Raw genomic sequence first — 19,594 nt, 5'->3', positions numbered from 1 at the left:
AGGTCACCATCAATCCGTCGTGAGGACGTGCAGTCATGACCGCTTCAGCGCTCGGCAGGCAGGGGTTCGGCTCCATCAGGTCCGGGGGCCTCAACTGGCAGTCGTTCCCGCTGCGCCTGTTCGCCAAGGGAAACGCACACTTCTGGGATCCGGCGGACGTGGACTTCGCCCAGGACGCCGAGGACTGGGTGGGGCTGACGAGCGAGCAGCAGCGCAGCGCCAGCCTCCTGTGCACCCAGTTCATCGCCGGGGAGGAAGCCGTCACCGAGGACATCCAGCCGTTCATGCGCGCGATGTCGGCGGAAGGCCGGCTCGGCGACGAGATGTACCTGACGCAGTTCTGCTTCGAGGAAGCGAAACACACGCAGATCTTCCGGCTGTGGATGGACGCCGTCGGTCTGAAGGACGACATGCACGCCTTCGTCGCCGACAACCCGTCGTACCGGCAACTGTTCTACGAGGAGTTGCCCAGTTCGCTGCGCACCCTCGAGTCCGATCCGAGCCCGTCGAACCAGGTGCGGGCCTCCGTCACCTACAACCACGTCATCGAGGGCAGCCTGGCGTTGACGGGGTACTTCGCCTGGCAGAAGGTCTGCACCGAATGGGAGATCCTGCCCGGCATGCAGGAGCTGATCCGGCTGATCGGTACCGACGAGCGGCGACACATGGCGTGGGGCACGTTCACCTGCCGTCGGCACGTGGCCGCCGACGACCGCAACTGGGAGGTCGTCCAGCAGCGGATGGCCGAACTGATGCCGCTGGCGCTCGGGCTGATCAACTGGAACAACGACCAGTTCGAGGTGCAGCCGTTCGGCCTGGACAACGACGAGTTCCTCGCGTACGCCGCGGACCGGGCCCAGCGCAGGCTCGGGGCGATCGAGTCCGCACGGGGCCGCCCGCTCGAGGAGATCGACGTCGACTACAGCCCCGAGGCGCTCGAGGACCGCTTCGGAGCGGAGGACGCGGCGGCCTTCGCGGACGCCGCGAAGTGACCCCTCAGGCGATGAAGTTGCCGAAGGTCGGGTTCGACTGACACAGCGGCATGCTGCCGAGGTTGATCGACCCGAACACCGTCGCCATGACGTTGCCGCGCCCGGTGTACACCGTCTTGGAGTAGTACGGGTACGTGCCTTCCAGGTTCGCGATCCCGGTCTGGCCGGTGTCGAGGTTGATCCACGCGACGGTCACCTGACCTGCGGCCGGGATCGGAGGCGCCGCGGGGAAGGTCTGGAACCGGATCTCGCCCGGGTTGATGCCCGGTTCGGGACCGGACTGTCCGGTGGCCCCGGTCAGCGACATCAGACTGCCCTGGTTGGGGCAGCCGATGGTCAGGGCCGGCGGGCCGAACGGGTGTGGCGGCAACGCCTGTGCGGGTCCTGCCGCGAGCAGGCCGGCGACCGCCACACCTGCCAGGATCGAAACTCGAGATGTCGTGCGTGAAACGCTCATGACTCACCCCTCGGTCGGGTTCCCCCGTGATCCAATCCACAGTATCGCCGGGGTCGGGGTCGAGTCGAGGCTCGATCAGCGGCCCAGTAGCCCCGCCACGCCCAACGCTCGTTGCACGGTGATCTCGATGACCACGCGAGTCGGGTTCACCCGCGGTTGCCGGTACCGACGCGCGTACCGGGCGACGGCCTCGGCGACGTCCTCGGGATCGTCGCTGACGCGGGCGGGCCCCTCGAGCGTCAACCAGCGCGGACCGTCGATCTGCGTCACCGCACCGTAGCCGCCGCGGGCGGCGTTGAGTGCCTTCTGCGAGCCGCCACTGGTGATCACCCGCACCAGCCCGCGCTCGGGATCCCACGTGAACCCGACGGCGACCACGTGCGGGGTGCCGTTGCGGCGCAATGTCGTCAGGGACGCGAGGTGCCGATCGGTGAGGAAGGCGAGCGCGTCGGCGGTCAGGGCGGCGGGGCCGGCGGGGGAGCGGGACATGACCCGACGTTAGGACATGCCGTTCGGGCCCGGCACACTGGACACATGAGTGTCGGTTCGGTGGTCGTCCTCGGTGGACGCAGCGAGATAGGTGTCGAGGTCGCGACCCGGCTGGCGGCCGGTCGCCGCGTGGTGCTGGCGGCGCGGCGCAGCGACCGACTCGACGCCGAGCGCGCGGCGGTCCTCGGCGCCGGTGCGTCCGAGGTGCACACCGTGGAGTTCGACGCCGACCGGATCGCCGATCACGCGCGGGTGCTGTCGGAGATCGTGGAACTGGGACCGATCGACACCGTGGTGCTCGCGTTCGGGATCCTCGGCGACCAGACGCGCGCGGAGACCGACGCCCAGCACGCCGTGAACGTCATCCACACCGACTACGTCGCGCAGGTGTCGGTGCTGACCCACCTGGCGCAGTTGCTGCGAGCGCAGGGGTCGGGTCGGATCGTGGTGTTCTCGTCGGTCGCCGGCATCCGGGTGCGTCGCGCCAACTACGTGTACGGGTCCGCGAAGGCAGGACTGGACGGGTTCGCCAGCGGACTCGGTGACGCCCTGCACGGCAGCGGGGTGTCGCTGCTGCTGGTACGGCCCGGTTTCGTGATCGGCCGGATGACCGAGGGCATGACTGCGGCGCCGATGTCGAGCACCCCCGGTCAGGTCGCGGACGCGGTGGTCACCGCGCTCGGCAAGGGACGCGCGCGGGTGTGGGTTCCGGGGCTGCTGCGCCCGGCGTTCTTCGTGATGCGGCTGCTGCCGCAGGCGATCTGGCGTCGGATGCCCCGCTGATGGGCGGTGTGGTCACCGTCGTCGGCATCGGCGCCGACGGCTGGGACGGGCTGTCGCCCAACGCGCGTCGCGCGGTCGAGGACGCCGAGGTACTCGTCGGTTCGGCGCGGCAACTCTCGCTGGTACCCGACTCGTCCGCGGTCCGGGTGCCGTGGCCCACACCCCTGGTTCCGGCCCTGCCTGCGCTGTTCGCCGAGCACGACGGCCGCCGCATCTGCGTGCTGGCCAGCGGCGACCCGATGTTCCACGGCATCGGGGTGACGCTCGTCCGGCTGCTCGGCGCGGACCGGGTCCGGGTGCTGCCGCAGCCGTCGTCGGCGTCGCTCGCGTGCGCGCGCCTCGGGTGGGCGATGCACGAGACGCCGGTGGTGTCGCTGGTGACGGCGCCGGCGGCGACGTTGCTCCCGCACCTCGCGCAGGGTCGCAGGCTGCTGGTCCTGTCCCGGGACGCGGGAACCCCCGCACTGGTCGCGGAACTGTTGCGGAACCACGGCTTCGGCGACACGACGGTCACCGTGCTCGAGCAGCTCGGCGGCCGGCTCGAGTCGACCTTCTCGGGTACGGCCGCGCAGTGGTCCCGCACCGCGGGCGATCCGCTGAACCTGCTCGCGCTGGAGTGCCGACGCGGGCCGGACGCGGTGCGCCTCACCAGGACACCCGGACTGCCGGACGACGCGTTCGACTCGGACGGGCAGCTGACCAAGCAGGAGGTCCGCGCCCTCACCGTCGGTGCGCTGGCTCCCGAGCCGGGGGAGCTGCTGTGGGACGTCGGTGGCGGTTCGGGCAGCATCGCGATCGAGTGGATGCGCGCCGACCCCACCTGTCGCGCGGTCACGTTCGAGCTGGACGCCACCCGCCGGGACCGGATCGCCGCGAACGCGACCCGGCTCGGTGTCCCGCAGCTCGACGTCCGCGGCGCCGCACCCGAATCGCTGTCCGGCGCACCGGAACCCGATGCGATCTTCCTCGGCGGCGGCGTCACCGTGCCGGGTGTCTTCGAGTCGTGCTGGGCCGCGCTGCCCGTCGGCGGCCGCATGGTCGTCAACGCCGTCACCGCCGAATCCGAGGTGCTGCTGCTGCGCTGGCACGCCGAGCACGGCGGTGCATTGCGCAAGTTCCAGATCTACCGCGGCGGCGCGCTCGGCGGATTCACCGCCTGGCGCCCCCAACTGCCGGTCTCGCAGTGGATCGTGACGAAGGAGAACACCCCGTGACCGTTCGTTTCATCGGTGCCGGCCCCGGCGCGGCCGATCTGATCACCGTGCGCGGTGCCCGGATCATCGGGCAGAGCCCGGTGTGCCTGTACGCGGGCAGCCTGGTACCGACCGAACTGCTCGACCTGTGCCCCGAGGGGGCCGAGATCGTCGACACCGCCCGCCTGGACCTCGATCGGATCACCGAGCTACTCGTCGCCGCCGACCGGGCCGGCAAGGACGTGGCGCGACTGCACTCCGGCGACCCGTCGATCTACAGTGCGGTCGCCGAGCAGGCGCGGCGCCTCGACGCCGCCGGTGTCGCCTACGAGATCGTGCCCGGCGTCCCGGCCTTCGCGGCGGCCGCGGCGACCCTGGGCCGGGAGCTGACTGTGCCGGGCGTCTCGCAGTCGATCGTGCTCACCCGCGTGTCCACCCTGTCCACCGCGATGCCCGAGGGCGAGGACCTGGCCACGCTCGGTGCGAGCGGCGCGACGGTGGTGATCCACCTCGCCGCGCACCGCATCGACCAGGTCGCGGACGAGCTGCGCGGCCCGTACGGCGGCGACTGCCCGGTCGCGGTCGTGGCGTACGCCAGCCGTCCCGACGAGATCGTGCTGCGCGGCACCGTGGATTCGATTGCGGCGCAGGTCCACGACGCCGGTGTCACCAAGACGGCCGTGATCGTGGTGGGTCGGGTGCTCGCCGCGGAGGGGTTCCCGGACAGCTACCTCTACTCGGCGACGCGCAGTCGCATCACGCACTGACGTGCGTCTGCTGGTCCTCGGCGGGACGTCGGAGGCGCGTGCACTGGCCGGCGTGCTGGTCGACGAGCCCGGGATCGAGTGTGTCTCCTCGCTGGCGGGCCGGGTCCGTGAACCGCGGCTGCCCGCGGGAGAGGTCCGCGTCGGCGGTTTCGGGGGCGTCGACGGGCTCGCGACGTGGTTGCGCGACAACGGCGTCGACGCCGTCGTGGACGCGACCCATCCGTTCGCCGCGCGGATCACCGCGAACGCCGCTGCCGCCACGGCACGCGTGGGGACACCGCTGCTGGTGCTGCGCCGGCCCGCGTGGGTTCCGGTCGCGGGCGACCGGTGGCACCCGGTTCCGGACCTGGCGACGGCCGCGCGCACGGTGCCGACCCTGGGCGAGCGCATTCTGCTCACCATCGGACGGCAGGGCGTCGACGCGTTCGCCGACGCACCGGGCCGGTACCTGATCCGCGCCATCGACCCTCCCGAAGGGGCCCTGCCGGCCGAGACGGAACTGCTGCTCGATCGCGGTCCGTTCACCGTCGAGTCGGAGATCGCGTTGCTCCGCGACCACCGCATCGAGGTCGTCGTGACGAAGAACAGCGGCGGGCCGCTCACCGAGGCGAAGCTGGTCGCCGCCCGCGAGTCGGGGATACCGGTGGTCGTGGTGGAGCGGCCCGCGCTGCCCGCGGGGGTGCCCGTCGTCGGCGCCGTCACCGAGGCGTCAGCCTGGGTTCACCGCGTCGGCGCGGCGCAGCAGTAGTTCGCGTTCGCGCTGGTTCGAGGTCAGTCCGGCGGCACGGGTGAACTCCGAGCGCGCGTCGTCGCGCCGGCCGAGCTGCTCGAGCAGGTCGCCGCGGACGCTCGGCAGCAGGTGGTAGCCGCGCAGTGCCGGGTTCTCGGTGAGCGAATCGACAATGACGAGCGCCGCCTGCGGCCCCTGCGCCTTGGCGACCGCGACGGCCCGGTTCAGCTCGACCACCGGGGAGGGGGTCACCGTGTACAGGTGGCCGTACAGGGCGGCGATCGCCGCCCAGTCGGTGTCCTCGTACCGTGCAGCGCGGGCGTGACAGGCCGCGATCGCGGCCTGCAGCGAGTACGGCCCCGTGCCGGCGCGCAGCAGTGACTCGAGACCGAGCCGGATCAGCAGCCGGTTCCAGCGGGCCCGGTCCTGGTCGGCCAGCAGCACCGGCGACCCGTCGGCGGCGACGCGGGTGGCGGTGCGCGACGCCTGCAGACTCAGCAGCGCGAGCAGACCGTGCACCTCGGGCTCGTCGGGCATCAGCGCGGCGAGCACCCGCGCCAGCCGCAACGCCTCGTCGCACAGCGCGGGCCGCAGCAGGTCGTCACCCGCGGTCGCCGAGTAGCCCTCGTTGAACATCAGGTAGACGACCTCGAGCACGGACGCCAGCCGACCCGCGCGGTCGGCGCCGACGGGCACCTCGAACGGCACCTGTTTCGCGGCCAGTGTCCGCTTCGCGCGCACGATCCGCTGCGCGACGGTCGATTCCGGGGCGAGGACCGCGCGGGCGATCTCCGCGGTCGTCAGTCCGCCGAGCAGGCGCAGGGTCAACGCGATCCGCGCCGGCGTGGACAGCACCGGATGGCATGCGACGAAGATCAGCCGCAGCAGGTCGTCGTCGATGTCGTCCGGATCCGGCGGCAGGTCCGGCGCCGGTACGTCTCCCAGGTCACGGCCCAGTTCGGCGAGCTTGCGGTTGTACGTCTGTTCACGACGCACCAGGTCGACTGCGCGATGCCGAGCGGTCGCGATCAACCACGCCCCGGGGCGGTCGGGGATGCCGGTGTGCGGCCACTGCTCGAGCGCCGCGACGAGGGCGTCCTGCGCGAGTTCCTCGGCGAGGCCGATGTCGCGGACGATGCGGGTGGTGGCCGCGATGATCCGCGGCGATTCGATCCGAAAGACCGTTTCGATCGCCTCGTCGACCGGCTGCGTCCCCACGGGTCCGATGACAGCAAACCCGTGGGGGCGGGTCAAGGACACCGGGTGGTCAGTCCTCGGCGATCTGACGCAGTTCCAGGGTCACGGTCCAGTAGTCCTCGTGCACCTGCAGGAACCGCCGGGACCATTCGAGCGCCTCGGCCTTGTCCTTGCACTGCATGATCGCGTAGCCGCCGATCACCTCCTTGCTCTCGGTGAACGGTCCGTCGGTGTAGCTGAGCTCGCCGCCCGACCAGGTGATCCGGGTGCCCTCCGAACTGGGGGTCAGGCCCTGCGTGTCGAGCATGACACCGGCCTTGGTCACCTCGTCGAGCAGCGCGCCCATCCGTTCCATCAGTTCGGGGCTCGGTCCGTCGGCGGGGGCGGTACGTTCGTCGACCCTGATCAGGGAAAGGTAGCGGGGCATGACGGCTCCTCGGGTTCTCCGGCGGGGCCGTTCCCCGCCGCTACCTGTGAGTCGAACGGCCGTACCCGAAATCGACACGTCCCGGAGACTTTCTCTCCGGGAGCCCACACCACTCGCGGGATCCGGGCCCGACCGCGGCGGCGATACTCTGGATGACACGTCCTTGCGAGGTGAGTACAGGTGCACGTGTACGGGCCGTGCCCGCCCGATGCGGTGTCCGGAAGATTCACGGCGGCGCGGTGAGATGGCCGACAGCGATCCGCTCCGGACCCAACGCACCGTGACCCCCGCGGTCGCGGCGGAGCTGAGCCTCGCCGGATTCGACGACGCGGAGGAGATCGGGCGCGGGGGATTCGGCGTGGTCTACCGCTGCGTGCAGCCGTCGCTGGACCGCACCGTGGCCGTGAAGGTCCTCATGGCCGACCTCGACGAGGAGACGCTGGCGCGCTTCGTCCGGGAACAGCGGGCGATGGGCCGGCTGACCGGACATCCGAACATCGTCGGTGTCCTGCAGGCCGGTACCACCGACCGGGGTCGCCCCTACATCGTGATGCAGTACCACGAGCGCGATTCGTTGGATGCCCACCTCCGCCGCGACGGACCGCTCGACCTCGCCGAGACGCTTCGCCTCGGTGTGAGGATCGCCGGGGCCCTCGAGACCGCTCACCGACTCGGCGTCGTCCACCGCGATGTCAAACCGGCGAACATCCTGCTGACCGATTACGGCGAGCCGGCACTCACCGACTTCGGGATCGCCCACATCCTCGGCGGGTTCACGACCGCCACCGGCACCGTCACCGGATCCCCGGCGTTCACGGCACCCGAGGTGCTCGAGGGGGATCCGCCGAGCGCCGCATCGGACGTCTACGGTCTCGGCGCGACCCTGTTCAGCGTTCTCACCGGCCACGCCGCATTCGAACGCCGCGTCGGCGAACAGGTGGTGGCGCAGTTCCTGCGGATCACCACCGAACCCGTCCCGGATCTGCGTGAACGGGGCATCGCCGACGACGTGAGCGCGGTCGTCGAGCGGGCGATGTCCGCCGACCCCGACCGGCGTCCGGCCACCGCCGCGGATCTCGGTGACGAACTGCGCAGGGTCCAGGTCGGGCGCGGTCTCGTTCCCGACGACATGGCCCTGCTGCCCGCGCCGGGCAGCCCGCGGCGAGAAGAGCGACCGCCCGGTACGCCGCCGGTGCGCCCGCTCGCCGCCGCGACGAGCGCGACCGGCGAGCTGCCACTCGAGCTCACCAGCTTCGTCGGGCGCCGTCGTGAACTGACCGAGGTCAAGGAGACGCTGTCGACCTCGCGTCTGGTGACGTTGACCGGGATCGGCGGGGTGGGGAAGACGCGTCTCGCGTTCCGCGCCGCGGCGGACCTGCGACGCGGATTCCGGGACGGGGTGTGCCGGGTCGAGCTGGACGAGTTGCGAGACCGGTCGCTGCTCGTGCACGTCGTCGCCACCGCGCTCGGAGTGCGGAACCCGTCGGCGCGGCCGTTCGAGGACGTGGTGGTGGAGTTTCTCGCCTCCCGGCAGCTGCTGCTCGTACTGGACAACTGCGAGCAGGTGGTCGACGCGGCCGCCGAACTCGCCGGCAACCTGCTTCGCAGCTGCCCGGAACTGCGGATCCTGGCCACCAGCCGCGAGGCGTTGGGCGTCGGCGGGGAATCAGTGTTGGCGGTGCCACCACTCACCGTTCCCGACCCGGACTACGGTCCCTCCGCCCAGGGCGCGCGGGCGTACGACGCGATCACGCTGTTCGAGGAGCGGGCGGCCGCCGCGGTGCCGGGATTCGAGGTCACCGACGCCAACCGCGCGACGGTGGCCGAGATCTGCCGTCGTCTCGACGGCCTGCCGCTGCCGATCGAGCTGGCGACGGCGCGACTGCGGGCGATGTCGCCCGAGCAGGTCCTGGAGCGACTGTCCGACCGGTACCGGTTGCTGACCCGCGGTCCTCGCGGTGTGCCGGCGCGCCAGCAGACGCTGCGGCTGTCGGTCGACTGGAGTTACGAGCTCTGCACCGAGCAGGACCAACGGCTGTGGGCGCACCTGGCGGTGTTCGCCGGCAGCTTCGAACTCGATGCGGCGCACGACGTGTGCGCGGGAGATCTGGACCCCGAGGAGGTGATGGACACCGTCGCGTCGCTGGTCGACAAGTCGATCGTGATCCGCGGGCAGAGCGGTGACGCCGTGCGCTACCGGATGCTCGAAACCCTGCGAGCCTACGGCCGGGAGAAGGCGGAGCAGGCCGGTGAACTCGGGGCGCTGCACCGCCGGCACCACGAGTGGTACCGGCAGCTGGTGTCGGATGCGGAGGCCGGCTGGATCGGCCCCCGGCAGGTGGAGTGGATCGAGCGCCTGGACCGGGAGCAGTCGAACCTACGTGAGGCGATGGAGTTCGGCCTGACCCACTCGGACGAGACGAGCACGGCCGGGCCGCTGATCGCCGTCGGCCTGTTTCCGTTCTGGGCTGCGCGCGGCCGGCTCAGTGAGGGACGGAACTGGCTGGGCCGGGCACTCGCTCGTCGACCACCGCTGCCGGTCGAAGAACGGATCCGCGCCCTGTACGCCGCCGGTGTGCTCGCCGGCATGCAGGGCGACCTGCCCGCCGGGAAGGCTCTCATGGACGAAGGACAGGAACTGGCCGCGCGCGGCGGCGACCGAGCGGCCTACGCACTGATCGCCGGCGGCGACGGAATGCTGGCGCTCTACGGCGGTGACCTGCCCCGCGCACACACCCGGCTGAGCGACGCCCACGAGTGGTTCGCCGCACAGGACGAGCTCTCCCGGGTGGGGGTTGCGGTCCTGCAAGCGCTCGCGTGGACCCTCGAACTGCAGGGCGATGCCACGCGCGCCGCCGCCTGCCACGAGCAGGTGCTCGAAACGACCCGGGCGCGTCACGAATCGGTGTATCGGTCGTATTCGCTGTGGGGGCTGGGTGTGGCCGTGTGGAGGCAGGGCGACCGGACTCGGGCCGCACGGTTGCTGGAGCAGGGCCTGCGGCTCACCCGGATGGTGGACGACGCACTGATCGCCGCCGCCGATCTGGAGGCACTGGCGTGGATCGAGAGCGAGGGCCGCGAGCCGGAGCGCGCCGCCGTGCTCCTGGGAGCAGCCGAGTCGCTGCGCCGAGCCGTGGGCAGCTCCACCCTCCTGTTCCTGCACCTGCTCGTACACCACGAGCAGTGCGAGCGTCGGGTCCGCGCCGCGCTCGGGACGCGGGCGTTCGAGGCGGCCCAGCGCACGGGCAGGGCGCTGAATTTCGCCGGCGCGGTCACCTACGCACTCCGGGAGTCGCCCCCTGCTGCGTCGACCCCCGCCGACAGCAGATCGAATCTGACGAAACGTGAACGGCAGGTGGCCGATCTGGTGGCCCGAGGACTGACCAACAGGGCGATCGCCGCCCAACTCGTGATAGCGCAGCGCACCGCCGAGGGCCACGTCGAGCACATCCTGACCAAACTCGGCTTCACGTCGCGGGCGCAGATCGCCGCCTGGGTTGTCGAGCAGGCGGACGGCGCATCCGCCTGACCCGCGCGGGAAGTCCACCGACGGCCGACGCGGTGCGGTTGTGGCGCTCGGAGCCCCGGGCTAGCGTCGATGTCACCAGGATCCGACCGACGAAGTGGCGGGAGAGTTCCGATGACGGTGACCGAGCACCATCCGCACACCGAGCACACCCACGTTCACGGACCGGGCTGCGGGCACGTGTCAGTGCCACACGGCGACCACGTCGACTACGTCCACGACGGGCACCTGCACAAGGTGCACGGCGACCACGTCGACGAGTGCGAGACGTCGGGGCACACGGAACACGGCGCCCACGACCACCACCACGGCGAGGGGTGCGGGCACGTGTCCGTCCCGCACGGCGACCACGTCGACTACATCCACGACGGGCATCGCCACGCCGAGCACGGCGACCACTACGACGAGCACTGACACCGCCCGGGAGCGGTGCCGGTGGGGTCAGCCCGGGTAGCGCCGCGGCGTGAACACCTTTCGCTCCCCGCCGGATTCGACCACGGTCGTCAGTGACGAGCCGATGATCAGCAGTGTCCGCATGTCGATCTCGGACGGCTCGAGGTCGCCGAGCGGCACGATCCGGACCCGTTCCTCGGGCCCGGCGACGTCGCGCCCCACGATGACCGGGGTGTCGGGGGAGCGGTGCTCGAGGATCAGCTCCTTCATCGCGGCGACCTGCCAGGTGCGCGATTTCGACGCGGGGTTGTAGATGGCCATCGCCATGTCGGCGGCGGCGACCGCGGAGATCCGGGTGGCGACGATGTCCCACGGCTTGAGCCGGTCGGAGAGCGAGATCATCGCGTAGTCGTGCCCGAGCGGTGCGCCGACTCGGCTGGCGACGGCGTTCGCGGCGGTCATGCCCGGCAGGACACGCACCGGCACGTCGCGCCACTGCTCGTCGGCGGCCATCTCGATCACCGCGGCCGCCATCGCGAACACGCCGGGGTCGCCGGAGGACACCACGACGACGCGGGCACCGCGCCTGGCGAGATCCAATGCCATTGCGGCGCGCTCGGATTCGACCTTGTTGTCGCTGGCATGCCGGTTCTGCCCGGGCCGCACCGGCACCCGGTCGACGTAGGTGGTGTAGCCGACGACGTCGGTGGCGCGGGCCAGTTCGTCGCGGACCTCGGAGGTGGTCCAGGCGTCGTCGCCGGGTCCGAGACCGACGACGGTCACCGACCCCGGCTCCGAATCTCGTTGTGCGGCCGGATTGTTGGACGGGCTCGGGACGATCGCGATGGAGAAGTACGGCACATCGGCGTCGTCGACGTCGGCGGCGGCGAGCACCCGCTGCTTGTCGGTGCTGGCCCGCTCCACGTACGAGGCCTCGGCGAGTCGACCGGAGTCCGCGAGGGCCTGCCGCACCGCCGGGAACGTGCGGCCGAGCTTGAGGATCGCGGCGGAGTCGGTGGCGCGCAGTCGTCGGGTCAGCTCCTCGGCGGGCAGGGTGCCGGGCAGGATCGTGAGCACTTCGTCGCGTTCGACGAGCGGCACCCCGAGCGCGGCGGAGGCGGCGCTGATCGAGGTCACCCCGGGAATCACCTCGGCGTCGAAGCGGTCGCACAGCCGCTTGTGCATGTGCATGTAGGAGCTGTAGAACAGCGGATCGCCCGCGGCGAGCAATGCGACCGTCCGACCTGCGGCGAGGTGCGCGGCGAGGGTCTCGGACGCCTCGGCGTAGAAGTCGTCGATCGCGCCCTGGTAACCGCCGGGGTGGTCGACCGTCTCGGTGGTCACCGGGTACACGAGGTGTTCCTCGATCTGGCCCTCGCGCAGGTAGGGCGCGGCGACGGCCCGGGAGATGCTGCGGCCGTGCCGGGCGCTGTGGAACGCGACGACGTCCGCCTCGCCGATGATCCGGGCGGCCTTGACCGTGACCAGTTCCGGGTCGCCGGGCCCGAGTCCGATGCCCCAGAGTGTGCCCGCCATCACTCGACCTCCGTCGCGATCGCGTTCAGCGCGGCCGCGGTGATGGCGCTGCCACCGCGGCGCCCCCGTACCGCGAGGTAGTCGATGTCGCCGGCGCGAACGATCAGGTCCTCCTTGGACTCTGCGGCGCCGATGAACCCGACCGGGCAGCCGATGATCGCCGCGGGCCGGGGCGCACCCTGATCGAGCATGTCGAGCAGGTGGAACAGCGCGGTCGGGGCGTTGCCGATCGCGACGACGGCACCCTCGAGCTTCGGACCCCACAGTTCCAGCGCGGCAGCGGATCGGGTGTTGCCGAGCTTCTCGGCGATCACGGGCGTGCGCGGGTCACCCAGCAGGCACACCACATCGTTGTGCGCGGGCAAGCGCTTTCGCGTCACCCCGGACGCGACCATCGTCGCGTCGCAGAAGATCGGCGCCCCGTCGCGGAGCGCGGCGCGTGCCGCGGAGACGACCCCGGGGCTGAACGCGACGTCGTCGGTCAGATCGACCTGGCCGCACGCGTGGATCATCCGGACGACCGCCTGGGCAACGTCCGCGGGGAACCTCGACAGGTCGGCTTCGGCCCGGATCGTGGCGAACGACTGGCGGTAGATCTCGGCGCCGTCGCGGATGTAGTCGGTCATGCACCCAACGATATGGGGTCAGGGTGTCGGCGGGTCCACCCGGTAGCCGTCGCCGGTGGCGACCACATCGGTCACCTCACCGCGGGGGCGCCCGCACCGCCGCTCGCAGCCGGCCCAGTGCTGGCGGCCGTCGGCGGGCAGCGCACCGGACTCGACCGCGGCGACGGCGTCCCCGCGGACGTCGGCGAGGGACTTCGCGCAGCCGGGACGTCCGGTGCAGGCAGTGACCTGCAGCCACGGGGAGTTCGCGTCGAAGATCAGCCCCATCGGCGCGAGGATGCGCACCACCTGTTCGGCGACGCCCTCGTCAAGGTCGTGCAGCAGCACCGACCGCCAGGGAGTGACCGTGATCGGATGCTCGACGGCCACCAGGAAGTCCGCCAGCCGGGCGGGCAGCACCCCGAACCTCAGGCCTGCCGCGAGGGTGACCGTGCCGTCGGGCTGGTCGAGCCACCCGATCGGGCCCGCCGACTCCGGCGCCGCCAGGTCGACGGGGTCCGCCGTGGCGGTCACACCCAACCGGGCGAGCACCCGGCGCGGGCCGTCCTCGATCTCCTGCAGCCGCCACTGCGTGCCGCGGATCTCGCGCAGCGCCCGGGCCGCGTCGAGCAGGGTCGCGACCGCACCCTCGGCGGTCAGCCGGACGCCGTGATCGGCACCGGCGAGTGTCAGGGCCACCTCGGTCGCCGTGACGGCGTGCAGCCCGAGGTCGCCCTGCAGCCCCGTCACGTCGCCGCGGCCGTCGTCGAGGGTGAACAGGACGCGGCCCGGCAGGTCGGCGAGGTCGGGATCGGCCATGAGACCGGCGTCGAGAGCCGAGGCCCACCCGCGGACGTCCGCGATTCCGCCGATCCGACCCGACAGCGGGGAGGCGAGGATGTTGCGGACCCGTTCGTGGGTCGGCGAGGGCAGCAGTCCCGCCGCGGCGAGCCGGTCGGCGAAGGCGGCGGGATCGGTCACGGCCCGAAGCTGGATGTTGCCGCGGGACGTCAGTTCGAGTTCGCCGTTGCCCAGGTCGCGGGCGGCATCGGCGAGGACCTGGAGCTGAGCGTGGGTGAGTGCACCGCCGGGCAGTCGGACCCGGGACAGTGCGCCGTCGGCGGCCTCGTGCACCTGCAACGCGCCGGGGCACGCGTCGGGGCGGGACCGGGGGGCCGGGGATTCGATATCGGACATCGCCCTCCAGCCTACGGTGACGGCACCGGTACGATCAGCGGCGATTGCGGCAGCTCGAGAGGAAACCGGTGCGATTCCGGTGCGGTCGCGCCACTGTGACCCGGACTCCGGGGAGTCAGACCCTCCGACGCTGCCGTCCCAGACCGAGTGGGGCGCGAAACCCCGAGGAGGCATCGTGATCCTGCTGCTGTCGACGTCCGACACCGACCTGCTCAGCGCCCGCGCCAGCGGCGCCGACTACCGGTGGGCGAACCCCGCGCGCCTGCTCGTCGACGACCTGCCGGCCCTCCTCGACGGCGTCGACCTGGTGATCGTCCGGATCCTCGGCGGACGTCGTGCGTGGGAGGACGGCCTGGACGCGGTGCTGGCAGCGGGCACACCCACCGTCGTCCTCGGTGGTGAACTCGCACCCGACGCCGAGCTGATGGAGTTGTCCACGGTGCCGGGCAACGTCGCGGCGCAGGCCCACAACTATCTGGCCGAGGGCGGCGCGGACAACCTGACGAACCTGTACGGCTTCCTGTCCGACACGGTGCTGCTCACCGGTGTCGGGTTCGAACCGCCGGTGCACACCCCCACCTGGGGATTCGCCCCCGTGAGTCCTTCCGGCCCGCAGACGGACCGGAAGGACTCACCGGTGGTGGCGGTGCTCTACTACCGCGCGCAGCACCTGGCCGGGAACACCGCGTACGTCGAGGCGCTGTGCCGGGCCGTCGAGGATCGGGGCGCCCGGCCGCTGCCGATTTTCTGCGCGTCTCTGCGCACCGCGGAACCCGAACTGCTCGACGTGCTCGGCACCGTGGACGCGATGGTCGTCACGGTCCTCGCGGCCGGCGGCACGAAGCCGGCGAGCGCGTCCGCCGGCGAGGACGACGAGTCGTGGGACGTCACCGCCCTCGCCGCCCTGGACGTGCCGATCCTGCAGGGCCTGTGCCTGACCAGCAGCCGGGAGGCGTGGGAGGCCAACGACGACGGGCTCTCGCCGATGGACGTCGCCACCCAGGTCGCGGTGCCGGAGTTCGACGGCCGCATCATCACGGTGCCGTTCTCGTTCAAGGAGATCGACGCAGACGGACTGACCAGCTACGTGCCCGACACCGAACGGGCGGCCCGGGTCGCCGGGATCGCGGTGCGGCACGCGCGACTGCGTCACGTCGCCAACCCCGACAAGCGGATCGCGCTGATGCTGTCGGCGTACCCGACGAAGCACGCGCGGATCGGCAACGCCGTCGGACTCGACACCCCGGCGAGCGCGATCGCGCTGCTGACCGCGATGCGGGACGCCGGTTACGACCTCGGCCCGGCGGACGGCGAGGACGCGCTGCCCGGGCTGGCGTCCGGGGACGGTGACGCGCTGATCCACGCGCTGATCGCGGCCGGCGGTCAGGACCCGGACTGGCTGACCGCGGAACAGTTGGAGGGCAACCCGATTCGCATCTCCGCGGCACGTTATCGGGAGTGGTTCGCCACGCTGCCCGCCGACTTCCGGGAGGCCGTCGAGGAGCACTGGGGCGCCGCCCCGGGCGAGCTGTACGTCGACCGCAGCGCCGACCCGGCGGGCGAGATCGTCATCGCCGCCCTGCGGGTCGGGAACGTCGTGCTGATGGTCCAACCGCCCCGCGGCTTCGGGGAGAACCCGGTCGCGATCTACCACGACCCCGACCTGCCGCCGAGCCACCACTACCTCGCCGCCTACCGGTGGATCGCCGCCGCGACCGAGCAGGGCGGGTTCGGTGCCGACGCGATCGTGCACCTCGGCAAGCACGGCAACCTCGAGTGGCTGCCCGGCAAGACCCTCGGCATGTCCGCCTCGTGCGGCACCGACGCCGCGCTCGGGGAGCTGCCCCTGGTCTACCCGTTCCTCGTCAACGACCCCGGCGAGGGCACCCAGGCCAAGCGCCGCGCCCACGCCACCCTCGTCGACCACCTGATTCCGCCGATGGCGCGGGCCGAGTCGTACGGCGACATCTCCCGGCTCGAGCAGCTGCTCGACGAGCACTCGAACATCTCCGCGCTCGATCCGTCGAAGCTGCCCGCGATCCGCCAGCAGATCTGGACGCTGATGCGCGCGGCCAAGATGGACCACGACCTCGGGCTCGCCGAACGCCCGGAGGAGGACGTGTTCGACGACATGCTGCTGCACGTCGACGGCTGGCTGTGCGAGATCAAGGACGTCCAGATCCGCGACGGACTGCACGTCCTCGGGCAGGCCCCGGACGGGGACGCCGAGGTCGAGCTGGTGCTCGCGGTGCTGCGCGCCAAGCAGATGTGGGGCGGCGAGCGCACCGTGCCCGGCCTTCGGGAAGCCTTGGGGCTCAGCGAGGCGGGCGACGAGAACCGCGGCCGCGTCGACGAGATCGAGCAGACCGCACACGGCCTGGTGGCCGCGCTGCAGAAGGCCGACTGGGATCCCGCCGCCGCCGCGGAGATCGGGGCCGCCCACGGATCGGACGTGATCCGGGTGCTCGAGTTCGCCGCCGCCGAGGTGGTCCCGCGGCTGCGCGGCACGGGACGCGAGATCGAGCAGGTGCTGCGCGCCCTGGACGGCCGGTTCGTCGAACCCGGACCGAGCGGGTCGCCGCTGCGCGGCCTGGTCAACGTGCTGCCCACCGGCCGCAACTTCTACTCCGTCGACCCGAAGGCCGTCCCGTCGCGGCTGGCGTGGGAGACCGGGCAGGCGATGGCGGAGTCGCTGCTCGCCCGCTACCTCGCCGACCACGGCGAGTACCCGACGTCGGTGGGGCTGAGCGTGTGGGGCACGTCAGCGATGCGCACCTCGGGCGACGACATCGCCGAAGTGCTTGCGCTGCTCGGTGTCCGACCGGTGTGGGACGAGGCGTCGCGGCGCGTCACGACGCTCGAGGTGATCGACCTCGCCGAACTCGGCCGCCCCCGCGTCGACGTCACGGTCCGCATCTCCGGGTTCTTCCGCGACGCGTTCCCGCACGTCCTCGCCCTGCTCGACGACGCCGTCCGGATGGTCGCGGCGCTCGACGAGCCGGCCGACCGCAACTTCGTCCGCGCCCACGCGCAGGCCGACCTCGCCGACCACGGCGACGAACGTCGGGCCACCACCCGCATCTTCGGGTCCAAGCCCGGCACGTACGGCGCCGGCCTGCTCCAGCTGATCGACTCGAAGTCGTGGCGCGGTGACGCCGACCTCGCGCAGGTGTACACCACGTGGGGCGGCTACGCGTACGGCCGCGGACTCGACGGGGCGCCGGCCGCCGACGACATGCGCAGTGCCTACAAGCGAATCGCGGTGGCCGCCAAGAACACCGACACCCGCGAGCACGACATCGCCGACTCCGACGACTACTTCCAGTACCACGGCGGCATGGTCGCGACCGTGCGCGCGCTGACCGGCAAGGACCCCGAGGCCTACATCGGGGACAGCACCCGCCCCGACGCCGTGCGCACCCGCACCCTGTCGGAGGAGACGTCGCGGGTGTTCCGGGCCCGGGTGGTGAACCCGCGGTGGCTCGAGGCGATGCGCAGGCACGGCTACAAGGGCGCGTTCGAAATGGCCGCGACGGTGGACTACCTGTTCGGCTACGACGCCACCACCAACGTCGTCGCGGACTGGATGTACGAGAAGCTCGCGCAGACGTACGTGCTCGACGAGCAGAACCGCGAGTTCATGACGAAGTCGAATCCGTGGGCGCTGCACGGGATCGCGGAGCGACTGCTCGAGGCCGCCGAGCGGGACATGTGGGGGGAGCCGTCCCCGGACGTCCTCGACGGCCTGCGGCAGGTGTACCTCGAGACGGAGGGCGACCTCGAGGACCGTTAGCGCCGGCGCGGGATCAGCAGGGTGAACCCGATCGCCGCCAGCGAGGTCACGCTGAGCATCACGACGATCGCGTTCAGCCCGCCGAGGGTGTTCAGGCCCCCGGCCAGGGCCGTGCTCGACAGCAGCATCGTCGCGATCGAGACACCGATGCCGCTGCCGCCGGTGCGGATCACGGCGTTGGTGCCCGCGGCCTCGCTGGTGGCGCGCTCCGGGACCGCCTCGACGAGCAGATTCGGCAGCGCAGTGTAGGCGAACGCCGTCGCGACGGACACGGTGACCACCATGACCATCATCCCGGCGACGGAGTCGTGGACGACGAGCAACAGCGCGTTGCCTGCGAGGAACAGTGCGCTGCCGATCAGCATCGACGTGCGGGCGCCGACGGTGGCGGCGATGCGACCGCTGAGCGGGGTGCAGACGAAACCGAACATCGAGCCGACGAACGAGAGCCAGCCGGCGTTGGTGGGGGTCAGTCCCAGACCGACCGGAGCGCTGGTCGGGGACTGCAGGACGATCGGGACGATCATTGTCGTCACGCCGACGGGACCGACCGAGATCGCCAGCGTCGCCAGCATGGTCAGGGAGAACTTGCGGTCCCGGAACTGCCGGACGTTCACGATCGGGGACGTCGCCCGCAGCTCCCACAGCACCCACAGCGCCAGCGCCGCCAGGCCACCGAGCACGAGGCCGAGGGTGGCCGGGTCGGACCAGCCCCACGCCGTGGACTTGTTGACGCCGAGCAGCACCGCCGCGATCGCGGGTACGAAGGCGACCGCACCCAGGTAGTCCACCTTCTCCGTCGTGCCCGTCGGCGGGCGCCACGGCAGGACGAACGCCACCAACGCGACGGCGCCGACCGCGTAGGCCGCCGCGACGACGAAGATCAGGTGCCAGCTCGCGTGGTCGAGCATCACGCCGGCCACCAGCAGCGACGCCGAGCCGGCGGCCACCGCGGAACCGGAGATGACCGCCACCGCGACGGGCACCTTCGCGGCGGGCAGGTGTTCCCGGGCGAGCCCGATGCACAGCGGCAGGATGGCGCCCGCGACGCCCTGGACGGCGCGACCGGCGACGATGCTGCCGATGCTGTCGCCGACGGCGCTGATGAGCGACCCGGTCGCGGCCGCGACGAGCAGCACGATCAGGACGCGCTCGCGTCCGTACATGTCGCCGAGCCGCCCGCACACCGCCGCCGAGGCGGCCGCCACCAACAGGAAGGCGGTGACGGCCCACCCGACCGTGGCCGCGTCGCTGTGGAACTCGGCGATGAACGTGGGGATCGCGGCGTAGACCATCGACGTCTCGAACGCACTGATGACCTCGACGGCCACGAGGACCGCGACGATCACCCAGACGGGTCGTCGACGGGTGTACCGCCCGGATCGGGTCGAGCCGATGCGCATGTCCTGCGCGCCGATGTCGGGTGTCGCTGTCACTGCATGCCTGTCTGCCGCCGGAACTCGGATCGCCCGAAGCTACGACGCGGCCGGCCGGTCCGCAGCCGCGCTC

Annotated in this window: 16 protein-coding genes and 1 riboswitch; of the genes, 8 read left to right on the top strand and 8 right to left on the bottom strand. The window is 71.6% G+C overall.

Going from position 1 to position 19,594, the window contains the following annotated elements; translation table 11 throughout:
- Positions 1 to 35 precede the first annotated feature (35 nt).
- A complete protein-coding gene (locus tag ACFYVR_RS00780) occupies positions 36 to 992 on the top strand; it encodes a R2-like ligand-binding oxidase (protein ID WP_387468693.1) in 957 nt (318 codons plus the stop codon).
- A 4-nt stretch (positions 993 to 996) separates the two neighbouring features.
- On the opposite strand, the gene ACFYVR_RS00775 is transcribed toward ACFYVR_RS00780, so the two are convergent.
- Together ACFYVR_RS00775 and ACFYVR_RS00770 are read right to left on the bottom strand one after the other, a co-directional pair.
- Complete coding sequence (locus tag ACFYVR_RS00775) at positions 997 to 1,449, bottom strand: hypothetical protein (protein ID WP_387468692.1); 453 nt, start codon at positions 1,447 to 1,449, stop codon at positions 997 to 999.
- A 75-nt stretch (positions 1,450 to 1,524) separates the two neighbouring features.
- Complete coding sequence (locus ACFYVR_RS00770; protein WP_387468691.1) at positions 1,525 to 1,938, bottom strand: pyridoxamine 5'-phosphate oxidase family protein; 414 nt, start codon at positions 1,936 to 1,938, stop codon at positions 1,525 to 1,527.
- Between the two features lie 45 nt (positions 1,939 to 1,983).
- Here ACFYVR_RS00770 and ACFYVR_RS00765 point away from each other — a divergent pair, with 45 nt between their 5' ends.
- The 4 genes from ACFYVR_RS00765 to ACFYVR_RS00750 are packed head-to-tail and all read left to right on the top strand — an operon-like array spanning position 1,984 to position 5,429.
- Complete coding sequence (locus ACFYVR_RS00765) at positions 1,984 to 2,721, top strand: SDR family NAD(P)-dependent oxidoreductase (protein ID WP_387468690.1); 738 nt, start codon at positions 1,984 to 1,986, stop codon at positions 2,719 to 2,721.
- Positions 2,721 to 3,935, top strand: coding sequence for a precorrin-6y C5,15-methyltransferase (decarboxylating) subunit CbiE (gene cbiE / locus ACFYVR_RS00760; protein WP_387468689.1), 1,215 nt, complete (start codon positions 2,721 to 2,723; stop codon positions 3,933 to 3,935). Before ACFYVR_RS00765 ends, cbiE begins: the two co-directional genes overlap by 1 nt.
- The gene (gene cobM / locus ACFYVR_RS00755; protein WP_387468688.1) at positions 3,932 to 4,681 is read left to right on the top strand and encodes a precorrin-4 C(11)-methyltransferase; all 750 of its coding nucleotides are present in this window, start codon (positions 3,932 to 3,934) and stop codon (positions 4,679 to 4,681) included. The genes cbiE and cobM overlap by 4 nt, the downstream gene beginning before the upstream one ends.
- Before the next feature lies 1 nt (position 4,682).
- A complete protein-coding gene (locus tag ACFYVR_RS00750; RefSeq protein WP_387468687.1) occupies positions 4,683 to 5,429 on the top strand; it encodes a cobalt-precorrin-6A reductase in 747 nt (248 codons plus the stop codon).
- Here ACFYVR_RS00750 and ACFYVR_RS00745 read toward each other — a convergent pair.
- The gene (locus ACFYVR_RS00745) at positions 5,391 to 6,629 is read right to left on the bottom strand and encodes an RNA polymerase sigma factor (RefSeq protein WP_387468686.1); all 1,239 of its coding nucleotides are present in this window, start codon (positions 6,627 to 6,629) and stop codon (positions 5,391 to 5,393) included. The genes ACFYVR_RS00750 and ACFYVR_RS00745 overlap by 39 nt on opposite strands.
- A gap of 49 nt (positions 6,630 to 6,678) precedes the next feature.
- The gene (locus ACFYVR_RS00740) at positions 6,679 to 7,035 is read right to left on the bottom strand and encodes a YciI family protein (RefSeq protein ID WP_387468685.1); all 357 of its coding nucleotides are present in this window, start codon (positions 7,033 to 7,035) and stop codon (positions 6,679 to 6,681) included.
- A gap of 244 nt (positions 7,036 to 7,279) precedes the next feature.
- On the opposite strand from ACFYVR_RS00740, the gene ACFYVR_RS00735 reads away from it, so the two are divergent.
- Both ACFYVR_RS00735 and ACFYVR_RS00730 read left to right on the top strand, forming a co-directional pair.
- On the top strand, positions 7,280 to 10,564 hold the full coding sequence (locus ACFYVR_RS00735; RefSeq protein WP_387468684.1) for a protein kinase: 3,285 nt from the start codon (positions 7,280 to 7,282) through the stop codon (positions 10,562 to 10,564).
- A 111-nt stretch (positions 10,565 to 10,675) separates the two neighbouring features.
- The gene (locus ACFYVR_RS00730) at positions 10,676 to 10,975 is read left to right on the top strand and encodes a hypothetical protein (RefSeq protein ID WP_387468683.1); all 300 of its coding nucleotides are present in this window, start codon (positions 10,676 to 10,678) and stop codon (positions 10,973 to 10,975) included.
- A gap of 27 nt (positions 10,976 to 11,002) precedes the next feature.
- Here ACFYVR_RS00730 and cobJ read toward each other — a convergent pair whose 3' ends face one another.
- From cobJ to cobG, 3 genes are read right to left on the bottom strand one after another with little or no spacing between them, the layout of a single operon-like run.
- On the bottom strand, positions 11,003 to 12,490 hold the full coding sequence (gene cobJ, locus ACFYVR_RS00725) for a precorrin-3B C(17)-methyltransferase (RefSeq protein ID WP_387468682.1): 1,488 nt from the start codon (positions 12,488 to 12,490) through the stop codon (positions 11,003 to 11,005).
- A complete protein-coding gene (locus tag ACFYVR_RS00720; protein WP_387468681.1) occupies positions 12,490 to 13,116 on the bottom strand; it encodes a precorrin-8X methylmutase in 627 nt (208 codons plus the stop codon). Before ACFYVR_RS00720 ends, cobJ begins: the two co-directional genes overlap by 1 nt.
- 18 nt (positions 13,117 to 13,134) lie before the next feature.
- Positions 13,135 to 14,292, bottom strand: a complete 1,158-nt coding sequence (gene cobG / locus ACFYVR_RS00715; protein ID WP_387468680.1) for a precorrin-3B synthase — start codon at positions 14,290 to 14,292, stop codon at positions 13,135 to 13,137.
- 3 nt (positions 14,293 to 14,295) lie between these two features.
- A riboswitch (cobalamin riboswitch) is annotated at positions 14,296 to 14,436 on the top strand.
- Between the two features lie 31 nt (positions 14,437 to 14,467).
- On the opposite strand from cobG, the gene cobN reads away from it, so the two are divergent.
- Positions 14,468 to 18,085 (top strand): cobaltochelatase subunit CobN, encoded by a 3,618-nt coding sequence (gene cobN, locus ACFYVR_RS00710; protein WP_387468679.1) that lies wholly within the window; start codon positions 14,468 to 14,470, stop codon positions 18,083 to 18,085.
- Here cobN and ACFYVR_RS00705 read toward each other — a convergent pair.
- Entirely contained in the window at positions 18,082 to 19,488 is a 1,407-nt protein-coding gene (locus ACFYVR_RS00705) for an MFS transporter (protein ID WP_387470248.1), read from the bottom strand. The two genes, cobN and ACFYVR_RS00705, sit on opposite strands and share 4 nt — an antisense overlap.
- Positions 19,489 to 19,594: the final 106 nt, after the last annotated feature.

The organism is Rhodococcus sp. NPDC003318, from assembly GCF_042879035.1.
Lineage (GTDB): Bacteria > Actinomycetota > Actinomycetes > Mycobacteriales > Mycobacteriaceae > Rhodococcus_G.
Note: the sequence above shows the minus strand (reverse complement) of the source record. Positions and strands in the feature narration are given on the sequence as shown.